Here is an 18796-nt window from a genome sequence, read left to right as displayed (position 1 = left end):
TGCAGAGGCAACAGCTTTCTCGAGCGCTCTCGTTTCAGCGGGGCCGCACATGATTAGAGAAAAGTCTGCTCGACCACGCACTGGCCCGAATTTTCCACCGTATGAGGCGCCCTAAATGCCTTAACGGCGCCGGATGCTCTCGCCGCAATAGGCACAAGCGAGTCATTGCCCGGTCGACGGTGCCAGTTCAGCCCGCAAGTTGCGTATCGCCTCGTTGGCCAGATTCAAAGCATTCCGTTCGCCGTTTCTTATCGAGCACTCGAGGTAAGTGCGCAATCGGCTATGAAGGACGGCCTTCAGATTATGTGCCAGCAGCGGATCCTTCTCGACAAAGCTCCAAGCCTTGTCAAATGCGACGCTCACAACGGCATCTGGCACCTGCACCTGCTCGGAAAAGATCTGATCCATCTCTAACGCTCCTCGACATCCTGATACAAGGAAGTACCTTCTCAAAAGCAACCGGATTGTGTTGCGTGTCTCAGCACGAAAGACATCTGCTCTTCAACCTCTTCCACGCTACTCCCGGGACTTCAGGAGAGGATATAGATGCTTGTTGAAGTTGCGATGACCGAACGCCGTAATGCCCGCGCAATTCGAAGAAATTCTGAAAAGAGTGAAGCGAGTACGAGTTGTCGTGCCCTTCATTGCCGTCGTGGGCCTCTTGGTCGGTCACCAAATTGTGGCTTTTCCTTCATTCGGAAGATCGGCCCCCACGGGTTGCGGTTAAAGCCCAGCATGATGAAAAAGGCCGCCTACTCTTTTCCCACTCTCAAGAAGCGTTCAAACCGCAATGGCGCTTGTGACGTCGGATTTGGGGTGATGTAGCCTGTTCCGGATGAGACTTGTCTGCTTTGCGACAAGTCTCGACGCCTATTGCCGTGTGATATTCACCTGCGCGTGGCTTTCTGCTCCGGCCGTGGTGTTTGTTACCGGTCAGGCGCCTAAGAGAGGGAACGAGATGCAAGGGCAATTGCACTTTCCCCACGGCGGATTCTTAGTCGTTTGGCAAAGAAGGGCCGGGCGCCGTCGGTGTGGGTTCAATACGGAGTTGCGTAGGAAAGCCGGCGCAGCGTGGGATCGGCGGCGCGCTTCCGAGCTTTGGATACTTGCAGCTCGTGAAAGGCGTCGAGGGACAGCAAGGCCCAGCTAGATCGAATGCGTCGCCGGCGGCGTGAGATAGAGCAAGCCTGATTTCGAAAGTGGTGGCGAACTGTTGCCATATGAAAGGCCAGCGGAAGCGGCGCGCTTACGGACGGTGAGCCCATAAACAGCAAATGTCGATCCCTGGTGTGTGCGGCCTAAGTGTAACTGTCAGCCCAGCCATAAACGTCCGCTCAACGCCATCAATCTCCAAAAAGCGCAAATGAAATCTCAGTCCGCTGCCGCACGTGAAAGAATGAGCTTGGCGATCGTCAATCGATTGGCGGAAGTCCGCAGCGCGGCCGGTAATGCCGCCACAGTCTGATCAAAAAGGCGTCCCAGAATCTGAAGGTCCTCGGGGTGGTAAACGCCACGGTCTTGCGACAATCGCATTCGTCCGTGGCCGGTTCTTGTATCGCCAAGCTGGCCGAGCTCCAGTTCCGCGGTGATCATTTGGCCTATGAGGGCATTAAGTAATCGGATCGCTTCCAGCTCGTTGCCTTCTTCGCGCATGAGCCCAGCCACGATGTCGAGTTGCAGGTCGACGCGATCCTCGAGGTTTTGTATGCGTGAATTGGAAGGGTCAAGTTCCACGGTATTTCTCCAAAGTGGTGAAATGCAAGACAGGCGGAGTAGAGGTATCGTTTCCCGTTCGCCAAACGGCGGACGCTTCGCTGGACAAATGACTGCTGCACAGGAGGCGCTTCCGGTCCCCTGGAAGAGGGGGCACATATGTGCCGCGAAAGGATTGCAAAAGTGCAATGAGCGTCTAGGGAAAAACGAAAAGCGTTGCCGATGGCGCGGGATTTGAATGGATTCTCGAGCCGCCCAGTGCGTTCGGCAACAGCGGTGACTCTGTTCGGGGCCACACAGCTGATTGTACTGCTCTGCTTGGAGCCGCGGCAACAGCGCCGGACTGTTGAGGCGACCCGCCTGGTCAGAGCGAAAGGTCCAGCCCGCACCCCTGCGAAGGCCAACTCACCTGCCCGAGTTCTACGCTGCGGAGGCATTTACCATCGCCGAGTGTGCGTGATAGCTGTCTTCTTAGAGCAATCAAGTATCATGCCCAAAGGGGCAGGCAACGTCGTGTAGATTGCGCGCCAACTGCGACTGGTCACCGCACTGCATTCGTGCCCCCACGTGTCTTGCCGTCAAACATTGCTCGAAGCAGCCAAGAAGCACGTGATTTGCTCTGCGACCAAGTGATCCATTATCACGCGACATTCGTGAACACTGCCTTCCGTAAGCCGGCGATCGACTTATGCGGTGTTTGGCTTCAATTAGTAAAATAGAAAGTGTTGATGGGATGCATCCAGTTCGTTGATAGCGCAGGCGAGCAATCTCACCGCCTTCATCGGAGCCGGTTGATTGGTTCTCCTGCTATCCGGGCTAGGAAGCATAGGGAATGCCCGGGCAGGCGGCTGAGCCGCTGATGACCCGCCATGCTTGAGAGCGCACGAAGTAGCGGAACGAGTAGCGTTGACTTGGACGCCAAAACCTTGGTGCCCCCGCGGCCAAGAGAGACATGCATCCCGGCGCCGGCTATCCACCAGCTCTCGCTACCCGTATACTCGGCTATAGTCTAGGTAGTGGGCCTGATTGCTTCGTGCCGTCCCGCTGTCTCTTCCATTCGTGGATCTGAGATTGCGCGATATAATCCAGGCTAGAGAATGCGTAGATGCTGGTCGGGCACGAATCTGACAGAAGACGAACGCCTCCAACAAAATCCGTGCTTGTCCATAAAGAATCGTTAGCTTCGCTTTCCTAGTCCTCAACCTTCGATCACTGGCTGCATAAGGGGCATGCCTTCAAACCTAGCAGAACGGTAAATGGCCGCCTCCGAGGCCAGTGCTGCAGACGGGATCAGACAAGGGGGCTGCTATTTGTCTATCATCGGGCGTAGCACCTTCGGCAGGGCGGCGCTCGGTAGCTCTGCGAGCGCCGCAGCGAGCGCGAAAAACGCTGCAAAAGCAGCGAATATAAAAGCGCTAGCGAGCATTGCTGCGACAACGTTCTGAGGGCGTCTCATCATTCGAGATACTTCGCGTGGGGAATGCTGCGTTGCATGAAAATCAGTACTTCTTGACACGCTCGACATGACCGTCGCGCCAGCGATAAACCAAAAATCCAGAAGCCGAGTTGTCCCTCCTTTTGTCGAACCGGTCGATCGGTCGGGAACGAAGCGCGCTGGCGACCCGGTCAGCATTGAAGGAGCCGCTCCGGTTCACCGCCTCTGCCCAGGCTTGCACAGCGGCACAAGCGTATAGTGTGTAGCCTTCACCGGGCAGCCCGGAAGCTTTGAGTCCGGCGACCGCACTGGCAGCATTGGCGTTCCCAGCGGGGTTGGGCATGAAGGTAAACAATGTGCCATTCCCAGCGCTGCCGGTAATGGCCCAGAATTCGGAGGTCATCAGCGGATCGTTCGCCATGACCGTGAGGTCTGCTTTTGCTTCTGCTGCCTGGGCGTACCAACAATCCGACTTCGGTGTGGTAGCCGCCGATATAGGCGACGCGCAGCCGGTCCTTCTCCATTCTTGAGAGCAAGGCTCTGAAGCCCCTTTCACCGGCAACATAGCTTTGCCGGCTCACCTGCCGTCCCAATCGATGAAGCCGGGCTTCAACCACGTCGACAATCCCCCTGCCAGCAGTCCTCTTGTCGTCCAGCACCGCGATTTTCTCGAGGCGATAATTCGTGTGAATGTACTCGGCGGCAACGGCTCCCTGTTGGTCGTCGGGCCGCAGATCCGAAAGACAGTCTCAAGGCCGTGCTCTGTTAGTTGAGGAGTTGACGAGCCTGGTAACACCTGGACGATGCCAGCTTCGCGTAGATGTCGGAGGCCGGGATCGACGAAGAGGAACAAAAATGGCCAACCACCAACAGGATCCGCTCTGTCGTGAGCTTATTCGCGACTGCGACAGCTTGCCTAGGGTCGCAGGCGTCGTCAGCGACGCTCAATATAGTTTTGGCATTATCGGGAAGCTGGCCTGAGGCGTTCAGGACCTCGACCGCCGCAGCCGCACCATCGCGCATTTGCGCGCCGAATGCAGCGCTGCTTCCGGTCATTGGGCCAGCCACGGCGATCTTTATTTCAGAGCCGCGCGCAGACGGAGCGACGAGAGCGCAGAAGAGAAGCGCCGCAGGCGCAAGAGAGGCATGCCGCTTATTTACCATTGTAGAGCTTCCAATGCTCACCTGAAGTGAACCGCAACTGGTTGTAGTCAACCACGCCTGTAGACAGGCGTTGCTTGCTGGGCAAACCTGCGTTGGCCGGGCGAGCCGCCAACTACGGTAAGATCTACAACTTGACGTTACGTGCGGATCAAGCCCTTTTGGGAAGAGCGATGGAGGCGTCAGGGACGCGGATCGACCGGCGGTGACAATCCTTCCGTTTGATTCCGTAAAACTCCAAGCCGCGTCGGAGAGCGGCCGGTTCACCTAGCGTTTCTTAGCTTGCCCTAACCGGCGTGTGGAACCCGCCATGAATGCGTCAGTAAGGCTGATCCTCCAATCCGCCAAGGGCAAGATCGAGATATTGCATTAGACAGGGATCCCAACCAGCCAGACTGCGGGGCGCGCTTAATCGTGCAAGTACCTTCAGGATCATCGAAACACGTGAATCGTCGCCGGCGATTTCGCTGATCAGCAAGCGTGCTGCAACCGCGACAGCCTTTGCGCGCTCTCCGCAAGGGTGCTCGCCCCCATCCATGCAGTCGCGAAGATCATCACGGATTCGCCGCCAGCGGTCCTCTCGCTCCGCAGCTAAATTGCAGGTGCACCGGGACGTCTGACTCCGCGTCTCGGCGCGCGACATGGCGTTCAGGGTGGCAGGCAGCTCATCCACACTTACCTGCGCCTCGCTGTCGATGGTCATGTTGCGCAAACGGTCGCGCAACAGAGTTGTGCGCGCGACTTGGACTTCTATGCGCTCTAGATGTTTGCGCAGCAAGTCCGTGAGTGAGGTCGTCCCCTCCATAGCTTTACGGATCTCCACGAGCGAGAAGCCAAGCTCACGCAGCGCGCGAATCTGATGAACCCGTTGCCCGCTTTCGCGGTCATACATCCGGTGACCGCCCTCAGTGCGCTCTGTCGCTGCTAGCAGTCCAGTGTGCTCATAATGGTGCAGCGTGCGCACCGTTACTCCGGTCGCCTCTGCAAGTTCGCCAATGCGCCATCGACGCCGTCTTGGTGTAGCTCTGTTCATGTTGTTCAATTTCAAAGCCTACAACCTGACGTCACGTATGATTCAAGCGGATTTCTAAGCTCCAGTTGAATCGCCTTTAATTCATGCGCGCGAGTGGTGACTATCCTTAGAATGGCGGCTGATCAACCCTCAGGAGAAAGGGTGATCAACAAGTTCGCCAGGCGTGCCAGTTCAGCCTCGCCAGCCGCCGTACGCTCCAGGATAAGTTTGGCGATTGCTGCGCAGTTTTCTGGACTCCGCATCGACGGAGGTAGCGCGTCGACGGCGCCGTCATAAAGCCGTCCGAGGGCAGATAGCTCTTCTGGATCGAACACCCCGCTGCAAAGCTTCAACGTTCAGCTCCTTGTTTGAAATTGAGTCAAGCGCAGCGCACGTCGTCAAGACGTTTGGCTGCGGTAGGGCCAAAAGAAGTCATACCTGCGGCGCAAAGCGATGAGGATGTGATGTGCTGCTGTGTGATGCGTTCAGGCCACACGCGTTCGCGATGCTAGCTTCGACGGCACGGCAAGTCCGACGATCTCTATGCTCACAATGAACGGTGGTAGGAATCCGAATAAGCTGATCATCTCCGTTCATCGGGAGCAACTACCGACCCAGGGAGTTGACGGCAAGAGCTCCGTGCCTGGCCTACCTTCTTGAGAGAGCTGCGCCCTGCCGCGGCCGTTGCAACGTAAACGCCTAGCTTCAGTGCGAAGGCATTGCTCCGTCGCTCGCCGGCCCCGTTCCGTTCCCGTCCCTAAAAGCATCAAGTCGGCAGTCTGCCGTTTCTCGCCCCCGAGGCGGAGGTGCGAAGAGCGAAAGCGCCTCTTGCCTGCCGCAAGGATCCTTTCCCCCGGCAATAAGAGCAAGCCAGGCGAGCAGGAATTGTGTGTTGAGACAAGTGTTGGAATGTGAGGTTCGTAGACTTCGCGAATGTGCTTACGGCAACGGTGAGACGGATCGCACGAAATGTCCCGGGGGCTCCGCGTCTTCCGGGCTGCTGGTCACACGGAGCTCTTGTGTAGTTGCCATGCGGGTGGCCTCCTGAAACAAAATGTCCCTCATCCACAGACTTCCCGGGTCGCTGTTGTGAAGTGAGGGCCATTGGACCGCCTCGGTGAAGGCGGGGAATGGATGCGGAAGCTCAACGATCCGAAGGGGCATCGTTCTTTGGAAATGCCTCACGAGCCCTAATGGCATCGTGCCTATGCGGTTCGTCCCAACTATGAGAGGCGGGATCATGCTGAAGCTCTGCACGAGGATGTCGATGCGCCGCGTGGGTCCGAGATCAGTCAAAAAGGAATGCTCAACTGGCGTCCGGGGCGCACCTCCGTGCTTAACTGCAACGTGACCCATCGACATATATCGATCGAATGTAAGCCGGGGTTGTAATTCCCTATTGGTGCAGCAGCCTACGCAGACGAGTCGCTCCTCGAATAGGGCCGCTCTGGGGTGCGTGCTGGACATGAAAAAATCTGGCCGGATAACAAAATCGACTTCACCGCGGCGGAGGAGCAGCTCGTGTTCATCGGTCGGCGCAGCCAATTCGAAGCTGACGGCGGGGGCTTCTCGCGTGACGCGTGCTACGACATTTCGGAAGAGCACAACTGTTACGAAGTCAGAAAGGACGATCCTGAATCGGCGGTTCAATCGAGCTGGGTCGAACGGATGTCGGGCCATAATCGAGAGTTCAATGTGCATCAGAGCCTCGCGCACAGGAGCCGCGAGCCCTTCCGCGCGTGAGCTCAAGACAAGTTCGCGCCCCCTCATTCCAAACAGTTCATCACGGAAATGCTTGCGCAGCCGGGCAACGGCTGCGCTCATTGCCGGCTGACTAAGATTGATCTTGCGTGCGGCTGACGAGAGGTTGCGCTCAGTTATTAGAGCATCCAGCGCGACCAGAAGATTTAGATCCAGACCTTTGAAACGCATCTCTTCCTATCCGGCACAAACGTCGTTGCTGCGCAATAGCGTGCGGTGGCGCCAGCGCCTGGAGCAATCGTCTTGGCCCGCCCCAATGGACATCGGCTCATTCCTGCGCCCGGGAAAGGAAGCTTGCGAGATGACCGCAACAATGGAGAGCAGGCGGAAAGCCGATCGGCAGCGGCGGGAAAGCGTCGGGAGCTCCAAGCTAATTGGTCTTGCCGGTTCCGGCCGGCCACGCAGCAGGGTCGTTCAGTCCGCTGATGGCAGATCAGCCCAGTGTTCGTCAGCGTGCCAAAGCGCGGTGTCGACAGCTGGGTCGTGCAGCGCTTGTCACGAGAGCAACCTACAACCTGACGCAATGTGCGGTTCAAGACATTTTAGTGATAGAGCCAAACATTTGCACGGCAGGCATATTCTTCTGCGATGGTTGCCGGACGTAGCCTGAATGCGTCGTGAGCGCATCAAACCGCACCTTCGAGGTCACCACGCGCACAACTGGAAAAGGCTTCGCGACCGATCGTCGCATTGCGCGTCTGTGGCTCCTTCTCACCTCCATACCCTGGAGAGACGAAAGAAAACGGGGCACGTCGAAGGTTCTACAGTGTGCCGGGGATGTTCAGAGCGCAGCTTAAGGTAAGCCTAACAGCGCCTGCGAGTTGGAGGCTCCTGGTCCCCAGATGCCATGTTGGATGCTTCCTCGAGCAATATCCGACGCATCCAGATGCTCGCGGGGTCGGTATTGTGGAATGAGGGCCACTGCAGGGCCTCTGTGAATGTGGGCAGGGGGAGGGGCGGTTGGATGATCCGCAACGGCATCCGCTTTTCGAAGTGCCTGGCCAGTCGTAAGGGCATCGTGCCGATACGGCTCGTGTCTAGCAACAGGGGCGGAATCAGGCTAAAGCCCTGCACGACGACCTCAATTCGTCTCCTCAGGCCGTGCTCAAGCAAAAACCATTCTTCGAGGTTCGGTCTCAGTGCGCGTCCGAACTTGGCAGTAACGTGCCCCATCGAGATGTATTGTTCGAACGTAAGCTGCCGGGATAGCTGCTTGTTCGCGCGGCATCCGACGCATACGAGGCTCTCGTCGAACAGCGTCGCCTTAGGGTGCGCGCTCGACATGAAAAGTTCCGGCAGAATGAGAAAGTCGACCTCGCCCCGCCGCAGCAGCTCATCCGGTTCATCAGAAAATGGCAGCAGTTCGAAGCGCACCGCGGGGGCTTCTTGCGCCATGCGGTCCACAATTCTGCGGAAAAAAACGATCGTCATGAAATCTGAGAGAATGACCCTGAAGCGTCGGCTCGATTGAGCAGGGTCGAGCGCGTCCCGCGATATGATTGAGAGTTGGATGTGCAGCAGAGCCTCGCGAACCGGACCTGCAAGCGCTTCCGCGCCAGGTGTCGGGACGAGTTCGCGACCTCTCATAGTAAAGAGTTCATCGCGGAAATAGGTGCGCAGCCGTGCGATCGCAGCGCTCATAGCAGGCTGGCTCAGATTGATTTTGCGAGCCGCCGCTGTGAGGTTGCGCGCCGTCATCACGGCGTCGAGCGCAACGAGAAGATTTAGATCAAGTCCCTTGAACCGCATGTGATGAGTCTATCCATCGTGTGGATGTGTTCTATCGAAACAATCGATTTTACCAAACTGGGGGAGGTTGGATAGCAAACTGAAGTTTGGAAAAAGCAATTAGACGCGCCACGATGGTTTCCGGTCGTTCACGTGAGCTAAGAGAAGAGCTCCCAGACGTGGGAGCGCACCATGGGCGCGCGTTGTTGTTTCTCCTTAAGCGTGGCCGTTCGAACGCCAAGCGCGTCCCGATAAACGTTGGTATGCGGATATCATCCGTTTCCATATTTCAGGTTTACCCGCGTACAATTGAGGGCGCGTTCAGCCTCATTCTAGTGTCGAAGAATAGAGGCAGACGCAGGTTGCGGATGCCAAGAATTCCAGGCGCCGTTCCAAATGGCTCGCCTGTCCAGTGCATGTGGGGCGTGTCGAAGATGTATAAAAGCCAGTGTGATCTGATGCCGCTCCGATGCGCCATCGATGAGGCTTGCGCGCCGATGGCCGGCCCTCAGACGTCAAAGCGCCGGAGGGCGATGCGACTGCAGGCACAAAAGCTCGCTGGTGCAGACAGGTTCTGGCTAGCCCAACCGCCTCGTCGGCAGCTTCCGAGTTATCGTGAGCGCGGCATCAACCGCACGAGGGTGCAATCAAGCGATCGCTCCGTCGCGCAAAGGCCAGCGGCGCGGAGTAGGCGAGCAGTGCCGAGCTCCGACAGAGCATGGCGGCGCATCTCAGCATTCATCGGCGGTTCGGCGAATAGCGAATTGACGTGACCATCCCCGCTCTTCATTCCACCGGCGCAAGGAAGCTCGCCATGAACATTGCCGTCTCCCCGACTGCGGAAGGATCTTCTGGGCGCGCTCAAGTGCAGTGGAGCCTTCGTTGGGAAAGTGAACTGCAGCTCGCCGATCATGCCGAGCTCGCGGAGTTCTTCCGCAAGAGTTACGGACCGACGGGTGCGTTCAATGCGCAGCCGTTTGAGCGGAGCCGAAGTTGGGCTGGAGCAAGACCCGAGCTCCGCGTAATTGGTTACGACGCGCGCGGGGTAGCGGCTCACATCGGGCTACTGCGCCGCTTCATCAAAGTTGGTGAAGTCGATCTCCCTGTGGCCGAACTGGGGTTGTATGCGGTGCGCCCCGATCTCGAGGGGCACGGGATAGGCCACGCAATGCGCGTGATGTATCCCGCACTCCAGGAGCTCGGCGTTCCATTCGGATTTGGCGCGGTTCGCTCGGCCCTCGAAAAACATTTGACCCGACTGGTCGAAAGGCAGGGGCTCGCCACCCTGATGCGTGGCATTCGCGTCCGCTCCACCTTGCCGGATGTCTATCCAAATTTATCGCCGACGCGCATCGAAGACGTGATCGTCGTGGTGTTTCCGGTCGGACGCTCGATAAGCGAATGGCCGGCCGGGACTGTCATCGATCGTAACGGGCCTGAGTTGTGACAGAGCGTTCCACCCTATCTACTGTCCGCTGCGACTACGCTGACGCGGGCGGAAGTCGAGCTGTCCATTTGACCTTTGACGATGGGCCAAATCCATTTTGTACGCCAGAGGTGCTCGATGTCCTGGCGCAACATCGGGTCCCCGCGACATTCTTCGTCATCGGGACGTACGCGACGGAGCATCCTGAACTCATCCGACGAATGATTGCGGAAGGGCATGAGGTTGCGAACCATACGATGACCCATCCTGATCTATCCAGATGCGGACCTACGGAGCTACACGACGAGGTGCTGACGGCGAGCGAAGCCATCCGTCTGGCGTGCCCGCTGGCCTCGCCCAGGCATATGCGAGCGCCTTACGGCATATGGACGCGAGATGTGCTCGCAGTGGCGGCGAGCGCTGGTCTCACGGCTCTGCACTGGTCGGTCGACCCTAGAGATTGGTCCCGCCCCGGGGTTGATGCAATTGTGAATTCCGTACTGGCGAACGTACGCCCGGGTGCAATTGTGCTCCTGCACGACGGATATCCTCCCGATGAGGAGGGATTGCCCAGTGGCTCTACGCTGCGCGATCAGACCAGGACGGCGCTGGCATATCTCATTCCAGCACTACAACGGCGCGGGTTTGTAATCCGTCCACTCCCTCAACTCCACTGAAAAAACGACACCCCATGGACCTGCTCGCGACGACCAGTGCTGCCGCCGTTTCATCTTATGCGCTCCTATCGACGATCTATAAGAGCGTGCAAGCGCTTTATGCTCAGCCGGCGATCAACTCATCGCTGGACAACCTTGGACAAGCCGAGGTGGTCGTTCCTGCTGTGGACGTGATCGTGCCGTGCTTCAACGAGAATCCGAACACACTCGCCGAATGTCTGGAGTCGATTGCCAGTCAAGACTACGCCGGAAAGATGCAGGTATATGTGGTCGATGACGGATCGGCAAACCGCGACGTTGTCGCGCCTGTACACCGGATATATGCGAGCGATCCGAGATTCAGTTTTATCTTGTTGGCGAACAATGTGGGAAAGCGCAAGGCGCAGATCGCAGCGATACGCAGCTCATCCGGTGATCTGGTTCTCAACGTCGATTCCGATACGATACTTGCTGCCGACGTCGTCACGAAGCTTGTATTGAAGATGCATGACCCGGGAATCGGTGCGGCCATGGGTCAGCTGATCGCGAGCAATCGCAACCAGACCTGGCTGACCAGGCTGATCGACATGGAATATTGGCTCGCGTGCAACGAAGAGCGCGCGGCACAGGCGCGCTTCGGTGCCGTCATGTGTTGCTGCGGCCCATGTGCCATGTATCGGCGTTCCGCGCTCGCCTTGCTTCTTGATCAATATGAAGCCCAATTCTTTCGTGGGAAGCCGAGCGATTTCGGCGAGGACCGCCACCTAACGATACTCATGCTCAAGGCGGGGTTTCGAACCGAATACGTTCCGGACGCCATAGCAGCCACAGTCGTCCCGCACAGTCTTCGGCCATATCTACGACAGCAACTCCGCTGGGCGCGAAGTACCTTTCGAGATACGTTTCTTGCTTGGCGCCTGCTGCCAGAGCTCGATGGTTATTTGACGCTAGACGTTATCGGGCAAAATCTCGGCCCATTGCTCCTCGCCATTTCATCACTTGCTGCGCTCGCACAGCTCCTGATCGATGGCTCTATACCCTGGTGGACGGGATTGACGATTGCTGCAATGACTACGGTCCGGTGCTGTGTGGCAGCGCTTCGTGCCCGCGAGCTGCGGTTTATCGGCTTCTCGCTCCACACGCCGATCAATATCTGTCTCTTACTGCCTTTGAAGGCCTATGCGCTTTGTACATTGAGCAATAGCGATTGGCTATCTCGGAAAGTCACCGATATGCCGACGGAAGAGGGGAAACAGCCTGTCATCCTGCACCCGAATGCCGGACGAAGTCCTGCTGGTGTAGGGGGGCGCCTGCTCCTATTCGTAAGGCGGCGTTATCGCAGCCTCCATCGAGCCTGGCGGCGACGGAGAGTGTTTCCGGTCGCGATCGTTCGACTGTCTACAAATAAGTGGTCGGCTGATGACTCAGGACGAAAACCATCAGTTATTAGAGCGAGAGTTGGCTGTCGACGACCCGTGGCGCCTCGACACTAGTGCGTTCGAGCAGCAGCGATACGCGCAAATGCTCCGGATGTCGCGCCGCGACGGAGATGCGGCGTCTGCGCTCGAAGTAGGATGTGCAGCCGGTGCATTCACGGAGATGCTGGCGCCGCTATGCGAGCGACTTACGGTCGTGGATGTCATGCCGCAGGCAATCGAGCGAACGCGACTGCGGACCGGGAAATGGTCACATATTAGTTGGGTGACCTGCGACATTCAGCGGTTCTCGACCACTGAGCAATTCGATTTGATTGTCGTGGCTGAGGTTCTTTACTACCTCAGGGACGTCGTCGAGATGCATGCGGCTATCCGCAACCTGGTGAGTATGCTTGCGCCAGATGAGACTCTCATTTTCGGGTCTGCGCGTGATGAAATATGTCAACGCTGGGGGCATGCTGCCGGTGCTGAGACGGTGATCGCTCTCTTCAATGAGAGCCTATCAGAGATCGAGCGCCGGCACTGCTGCACCGGGTCGGCGAGCGAAGACTGCTTGATCGTCCGGTTTCTGAAGCCGGGCGGCGCGTCGGCACAATCAAACGCCGGTCATTAGGCCAGGAGGACGTATGCGCATCTGCGGAATAAAGTTGACACATGACGGAGCAATTGCTGTCGTCGAGGACGGTCGGCGTCTTTTTTGCGTCGAGCAAGAGAAGCGCGGCAATGGTCCTCGCTATCAGTCCGTCGACAATCTCGATGCAGTCGTCTTCGCCTTGGCGGAGCATGGCCTGAATCCGCGCGACATCGATCAGTTCGTGATTGATGGCTGGGACGGGGAGAATGAATCGCAGTTCCAGCTCCTAAGCGGAGCGGTGCCGGTCGCGCTAAAAGGCGCGCCATATGTCGAGCGTCATGCTGAGGGCCTCCTTGATTCCGTCGACGGCTATGGCCTCCTCCTCGGAGGCGAGGAGTTTCCATATAAGAGCTACCCGCATGTCACGGGCCATGTCGCCTCAGCATATAGCACCAGTCCTTTCGCCAGCGCGGGGAAACCCGCGTTGTGTCTGGTATGGGACGGCTGTATCTTTCCACGCCTTTACTATGTCGAGCCCCAGGGCGCGCGGCTCATCGGATCGCTGTTTCCGATGATTGGCCATGCCTATGCCGCCGCGGGCCTTCACTTCGGCCCATACCGGCAGCCGAACCGCTCCAGTTGGGATTTGGGCATTGCTGGCAAGCTGATGGCCTACATCGAGCTTGGTTCCGTGGACGAACGCATCGTGGAAGTGTTCCAGGAGCTTTATGAAACGCGCTCAGCGGCTGACACGGAGCAGGCTCGTCGCTACCGCGAAAACATCAACAATGCGGAAGCGTCTCTCGCAGTTATTCACGACTTCTTCGAGTCAAGCGCATTGCGCCTGAAGGCCAAGCGCGCGGAGGACGTCCTCGCGTCGTTTCATGTGTTTCTGGAACGTCTTCTCGTTAAGGAGATCGCGATGGTTCTGCTACGGCACTCGTCGCTTCCGGGAGCGCGAAATCTATGCATCGCCGGAGGTTGCGGTCTCAACATCAAATGGAACAGCGCGCTTCGCGCGACCGGATTATTCGATGATGTCTGGGTGCCGCCGTTTCCAAATGACAGTGGCTCGGCAATCGGCGCGGCGTGCGGCGCTATGGCAGCGCAAGATGGCTTCGAGCCGTTGGAATGGTCAGTTTACAGTGGCCCCGCCCTGCAGGAGAGCGAGGTTCCGCCGGACTGGGAGGCGGCGCCGTGCAGTCTGCCTGAACTTGCCTCGATTCTTGCTGACAACAAGCCCGTCATCTTTCTTTCCGGGTGTGCCGGGCTCGGGCCGCGGGCGTTGGGCGGTAGAAGCATTCTTGCGGCCCCAACGTCCCCGGAGATGAAGGATCATCTCAACGACATCAAACGGCGCGAACACTTCCGGCCGGTGGTGCCGATCTGTCTGGAAGATCGTGCGCCGGAGATCTTCAGCCCGGGTACGCCAGATCCTTACATGCTATTCGATCACCAAACCCGGGCGAATTGGCGCGACAAGATCCCGGCAGTGGTACATCTCGACGGCTCGGCGCGGCTGCAGACAATTTCCCGCAACTCTCCTCACAAAATTGCTGCGCTTCTCATCGAATTTGAGCAACTCACCGGCATTCCGCTGCTCTGCACCACGAGCGCCAACCTCCATGGACGGGGATTCTTTCCCGATGCTGCGGCGGCATGCCAATGGGGGCGCGTCGAGCATGTGTGGTGCGAGGGCATGCTCTGGAGCAAAACGGTCATCAAGAAGTCATCGCCTACGGAACGACTTCTGTCAGCCTAAGATGAACATGTCCAATATGGCGATCGACCTTGTCGGCGTGAGAAAGTCATTCGGGGACAAGGTTATCGTCAATGACCTGTCGTTCTCGGTTGCGCGCGGAGAGTGCTTCGGGCTGCTTGGGCCAAATGGAGCTGGCAAAAGTACGATTGCACGCATGCTCCTCGGCATGATTTCCCCCGATCGAGGCAAGATTACGGTCCTCGATGAGCCTGTGCCTTCCCGCGCTCGTGCGGCGCGCGTGCGCGTAGGCGTGGTGCCGCAGTTCGATAACCTTGAGCCCGAGTTCACCGTGCGGGAGAACCTGCTTGTGTTTGGCCGCTATTTCGGCATGAGCGCTCGCACGATCGAAGCGGTTGTGCCCTCGTTGCTTGAGTTTGCGCGGCTTGAAAGCAAGGCGGACGTGCGCGTCTCCCTTTTGTCCGGTGGTATGAAGCGGCGGCTGACGCTGGCGCGCGCTCTGATCAATGATCCACATCTACTCGTGATGGACGAGCCGACGACGGGGCTCGATCCGCATGCTCGCCACCTGATCTGGGAACGCCTGCGGGCTCTTCTTGCGCGCGGCAAGACGATCCTCTTGACCACTCACTTCATGGAAGAGGCCGAACGCCTTTGCGATCGGCTATGCGTGCTTGAGAGTGGATGCAAAATCGCCGAAGGCAAGCCAGACGCCTTGATCGACGAGCATATCGGCTGCAACGTGATCGAGATCTATGGCGGTGATCTAGATCAACTCCGGGAGCTGATCAGGCCGTATGCGCGGCATATCGAAGTGAGTGGAGAGACGCTTTTTTGTTACGCGCGATGTCCGGACGAAATCAGCGTGCACCTGCGCGGGCGAACGGACCTTCGCGTTCTGCAGCGCCCCCCGAATCTCGAAGACGTGTTTTTGCGGTTGACCGGGCGCGAGATGGAGAAATGAGCGATGGATGATGGTTATGCGTCGGTCATGCCGGCTAATGCGTACAATTGGACCGCGGTATGGCGTCGAAATTACTTGGCATGGAGGAAAGTCGCGCTTGCATCGCTTCTCGGCAACCTCGCAGATCCCATAACCAATCTGTTTGGCCTTGGCTTTGGGCTCGGACTCATTGTGGGACGGGTTGAGGGGACTTCGTACATTGCGTTTTTGGCGGCGGGTATGGTCGCGATTAGCGCTATGACATCCGCGACCTTTGAAACTCTGTACGCAGCCTTTGCTCGGATGGATGTCAAGCGCACCTGGGAGGGAATTTTGTTCACACAGCTCACGCTTGGCGATATCGTTCTAGGTGAGTTGGTGTGGGCGGCCAGTAAGTCCGTTCTAGCCGGGACAGCAATCGGGATTGTCGCTGCCACCCTGGGTTATGCATCCTGGACGTCGGTTCTTTGTGCGATACCGACAATCGCCCTTACGGGCCTTGTCTTCGCCAGCCTGGCAATGGTCGTCATATCTCTTGCGCCAACTTACGATTACTTCGTGTTTTACCAGTCGCTCGTCCTTACGCCCATGGTGTTCTTGTGTGGCGCGGTCTTTCCGACGAGCCAAATGCCCGACTCATTTCAGCACTTTGCCGGCTTGTTGCCGCTGGCACATTCGGTCGACCTTATTCGCCCAGTGATGCTTGAGCGCGGCGCCGACAATGCCGCCCTACACGTAGGCGCGCTCTGCGTTTACGCGGTCTTGCCCTTTTTCGCGTCGATCGCGTTATTTCGGCGCCGCCTGCTGCGTTGACGTGAGTTCAGCGAAACGGAGAAGTCAAAGCGATGCAGTGTCATGATGCGTTCCGCGGTAGCTCGCGAGTGACCTGGTCTGTCAGAGCAGCTTGTGAAACGGCCTTGAGAAGCCGCGATCGAGCCAGCTCTACGGCCGCCTGTTCGGCCGATCGGACCTTGCAAAGTCGTGTTGTGCTGCCTGGCACGCGCACCGGCTGCGCGTGACTGTACAGATTAGATCGGTGGGACGGCATGGCCTTCCATGGAGAACGGGATGTTGAGCATAGGACTGAGTGGCGGCCTTGACAGAATCTATGAAAGCTCTCCGGAGCTGCCGAATACATTTCTTCACGATGGCGCTGCGGTACTTGTGCAGGACGGCCGCGTAATTGCTGCTGTCGAAGAGGAGCGCCTCAACCGCGTCAAGCACTCCAACAAGTTCCCCAGCAATTCGATCCGATACTGCCTTTCTACCGCAGGAGTCGAGCTCGGCGACATCGACCGTATCGCGTTCTACGCGACTGAAGCTTACTGCAAAGCCATGCTCGAGCGCCTTTCTGTTTCTCAGCCCGTTCCGTTGGACCCCAAACTGTTGCTGCGGCAGCTGTTGGCACGGGAATTCGGGGCCGAGATCGATCCGTCCGGGTTTCCTTCGTGAATCACCACGAAGTACATGCCGTGAGCGCGTTTGCCATGTCCGGGTTCGAGCAAAGTCTGGTGTTTGCGATCGACGGCGGGGGCGATTTTCTCTCAGGCTTAATGGCGGTAGGGTCCGGGACCGTAATTGCGCAGCTTGTAAGTTTCCCGGAACACAACTCTCTTGGGCTGTTCTATCTCGAGACGATCCGATATCTCGGCTGCGGGATGTTCGACGAATACAAAGTGATGGGGCTTGCACCGTATGGTGATCCCGATCGCTATCGCGAGCTCTTCGCGCAGTTCTACGAGTTGTTGGACAGCGGTGGCTATCGCGTTCACCTGGATCGAATCGGACCAGCCCTTTTGCGCAACATCCAGGTTCGGCGAAAGGGAATGCCATTCACCCAACAGCATCGAGATGTCAGCGCGTCGCTGCAGGAAGCGCTGGAGCGGATCGTGTTTCACACCCTGCGGCACCATCGTAAAGCGACGGGCATGACACGCCTGTGCCTAGCTGGCGGGGTGGCCCATAATTGCACGCTGAACGGTAAGCTGCTTTATTCCGGGCTATTTGACGACATCTTTGTTCAACCCGCGGCGCACGACGCCGGTTGCGCACTCGGCGCTGCATTAATGGTATCAAGCGAGCTAGGCAGGCCAGCGCCGCGCGAGCGACTGCCGGACGTTTATTGGGGGCCCGATCTTGGGAACGAGCAAGCCACAGAGCTTGAGCTCAACGCATGGTCAGGCCACCTCGACATTCAACGAAGTGATGACATAGCATCCAGTGCGGCGGACTGGATGGCAAATGGCGCTGTAATCGGCTGGGTTCAGGGGCGCTCTGAGTTCGGCCCACGTGCGCTTGGTAACCGCAGCATTCTAGCGGACCCGCGGCCTGCGGAAAACAAGGATCGCATCAACGCGGTGGTCAAGAAGCGCGAGAGCTATCGCCCCTTTGCGCCATCTGCATTAGAGGAGGATGCGAGCGAGTTCTTTGAGCTCCCCGACGGCACGCGGCAGCTCCCCTTCATGAACTTCGTAGTTCGCGTGCGTGAAGCCAAGGGTAACGTGCTCGGTGCGATCACGCACGTTGATGGGACGGCTCGGCTGCAGACCGTATCGCGCAAGACAAACCCCGCCTACTGGGACGTCATTAATGCGTTCAAGAAGCGAACGAGCCTTCCGATTCTTCTAAATACCTCATTTAACAACAATGCCGAGCCGATCGTGCAGTCCGTGTCAGATGCGATCACCACGTTTTTGACGACTGATCTGGACGGACTTGTTGTTGGGCCGTTCCTCGTCAGGAAGCGGCCAGCATCACTGCAGGATTGGAGTGCGCTGGCTGCGTCATTGCCGCCGTACGCATCCCTTCATCGTGTTCGCTCCCACATAGCGCCAGATCGGCAGGAAACGGTCTGCGAGATCCGCATGGGACATTCCGCCCACTCTAGTATGCGTATCTCACCTGAGCTTTTCGAGATCTTGATGCGAATCGAGGGCGAGGCGTCGCTCGGGTCGCTTTTCGACACAGCCCTGCTGGACCAGGCCAAGCGTGAAGATCTTGTGAAGGAATTGCGGCTCGTATGGGAGCTTCGGGGCGTTCGCCTGCATCCGCTGCACGCGGCTTGCCGTCACGATAATGTACAAAGCGGAACATAGCCATGACTCATGCGCATGGCCACGCCCATGCGTGCATGTGAGGGGACCAGGCCATCCGATGCAGAGCGGGGCATCGGGCATCGGGCTTCGGGCAGGTCGATGCAACACCGTTGAAGAAAGGACGATCGTATTGAGA

At 58.0% G+C, this 18796-nt stretch carries 15 protein-coding genes and 1 pseudogene; 8 read left to right on the top strand and 8 right to left on the bottom strand.

Going from position 1 to position 18796, the window contains the following annotated elements; translation table 11 throughout:
• Positions 1-162 precede the first annotated feature (162 nt).
• From IQ16_RS37500 to nodD1, 8 genes are all read right to left on the bottom strand, one after another.
• A complete protein-coding gene (locus tag IQ16_RS37500) occupies positions 163-408 on the bottom strand; it encodes a hypothetical protein (protein ID WP_011084811.1) in 246 nt (81 codons plus the stop codon).
• Between the two features lie 963 nt (positions 409-1371).
• Positions 1372-1734 (bottom strand): hypothetical protein, encoded by a 363-nt coding sequence (locus IQ16_RS37490; protein WP_014497821.1) that lies wholly within the window; start codon positions 1732-1734, stop codon positions 1372-1374.
• A gap of 1478 nt (positions 1735-3212) precedes the next feature.
• The gene (locus IQ16_RS46950; RefSeq protein ID WP_231166580.1) at positions 3213-3569 is read right to left on the bottom strand and encodes a type 1 periplasmic-binding domain-containing protein; all 357 of its coding nucleotides are present in this window, start codon (positions 3567-3569) and stop codon (positions 3213-3215) included.
• A 344-nt stretch (positions 3570-3913) separates the two neighbouring features.
• On the bottom strand, positions 3914-4204 hold the full coding sequence (locus IQ16_RS46945; protein WP_028154217.1) for an ABC transporter substrate-binding protein: 291 nt from the start codon (positions 4202-4204) through the stop codon (positions 3914-3916).
• Between the two features lie 424 nt (positions 4205-4628).
• Positions 4629-5342 (bottom strand): MerR family transcriptional regulator, encoded by a 714-nt coding sequence (locus IQ16_RS37480; protein WP_026312621.1) that lies wholly within the window; start codon positions 5340-5342, stop codon positions 4629-4631.
• A gap of 122 nt (positions 5343-5464) precedes the next feature.
• Positions 5465-5674 carry a hypothetical protein gene (locus IQ16_RS37475; protein ID WP_014497819.1) on the bottom strand — a complete coding sequence of 70 codons (210 nt, stop codon included), beginning with the start codon at positions 5672-5674 and terminating at the stop codon, positions 5465-5467.
• 586 nt (positions 5675-6260) lie between these two features.
• On the bottom strand, positions 6261-7253 hold the full coding sequence (nodD2, locus tag IQ16_RS37470) for a transcriptional regulator NodD2 (protein ID WP_011084818.1): 993 nt from the start codon (positions 7251-7253) through the stop codon (positions 6261-6263).
• 633 nt (positions 7254-7886) lie between these two features.
• Positions 7887-8831: a transcriptional regulator NodD1 gene (gene nodD1 / locus IQ16_RS37460; protein WP_018646994.1), complete on the bottom strand. Its 945-nt coding sequence runs from the start codon at positions 8829-8831 to the stop codon at positions 7887-7889.
• Between the two features lie 793 nt (positions 8832-9624).
• Here nodD1 and IQ16_RS37450 point away from each other — a divergent pair.
• The 8 genes and pseudogenes from IQ16_RS37450 (at position 9625) to IQ16_RS47400 (ending at position 18660) form a co-directional block, all read left to right on the top strand.
• Positions 9625-10257 carry a NodA family N-acyltransferase gene (locus IQ16_RS37450; protein ID WP_011084822.1) on the top strand — a complete coding sequence of 211 codons (633 nt, stop codon included), beginning with the start codon at positions 9625-9627 and terminating at the stop codon, positions 10255-10257.
• On the top strand, positions 10254-10913 hold the full coding sequence (gene nodB, locus IQ16_RS37445) for a chitooligosaccharide deacetylase NodB (RefSeq protein WP_011084823.1): 660 nt from the start codon (positions 10254-10256) through the stop codon (positions 10911-10913). The genes IQ16_RS37450 and nodB overlap by 4 nt, the downstream gene beginning before the upstream one ends.
• Positions 10914-10927: 14 nt before the next feature.
• Positions 10928-12385, top strand: a complete 1458-nt coding sequence (gene nodC / locus IQ16_RS37440) for a chitooligosaccharide synthase NodC (protein WP_011084824.1) — start codon at positions 10928-10930, stop codon at positions 12383-12385.
• Positions 12312-12941: a nodulation methyltransferase NodS gene (gene nodS, locus IQ16_RS37435; protein ID WP_014497813.1), complete on the top strand. Its 630-nt coding sequence runs from the start codon at positions 12312-12314 to the stop codon at positions 12939-12941. Before nodC ends, nodS begins: the two co-directional genes overlap by 74 nt.
• A gap of 13 nt (positions 12942-12954) precedes the next feature.
• The gene (gene nodU, locus IQ16_RS37430) at positions 12955-14664 is read left to right on the top strand and encodes a nodulation protein NodU (protein WP_018646997.1); all 1710 of its coding nucleotides are present in this window, start codon (positions 12955-12957) and stop codon (positions 14662-14664) included.
• 1 nt (position 14665) lies between these two features.
• Positions 14666-15586, top strand: a complete 921-nt coding sequence (gene nodI, locus IQ16_RS37425) for a nodulation factor ABC transporter ATP-binding protein NodI (RefSeq protein ID WP_011084827.1) — start codon at positions 14666-14668, stop codon at positions 15584-15586.
• A 3-nt stretch (positions 15587-15589) separates the two neighbouring features.
• A complete protein-coding gene (locus IQ16_RS37420) occupies positions 15590-16378 on the top strand; it encodes an ABC transporter permease (protein WP_011084828.1) in 789 nt (262 codons plus the stop codon).
• A 255-nt stretch (positions 16379-16633) separates the two neighbouring features.
• Positions 16634-18660 (top strand): annotated as a pseudogene (locus IQ16_RS47400) (carbamoyltransferase family protein).
• Positions 18661-18796 lie beyond the last annotated feature (136 nt).

It is taken from the genome of Bradyrhizobium huanghuaihaiense, assembly GCF_007830635.1.
Taxonomy (GTDB): domain Bacteria; phylum Pseudomonadota; class Alphaproteobacteria; order Rhizobiales; family Xanthobacteraceae; genus Bradyrhizobium; species Bradyrhizobium huanghuaihaiense.
Note: the sequence above shows the minus strand (reverse complement) of the source record. Positions and strands in the feature narration are given on the sequence as shown.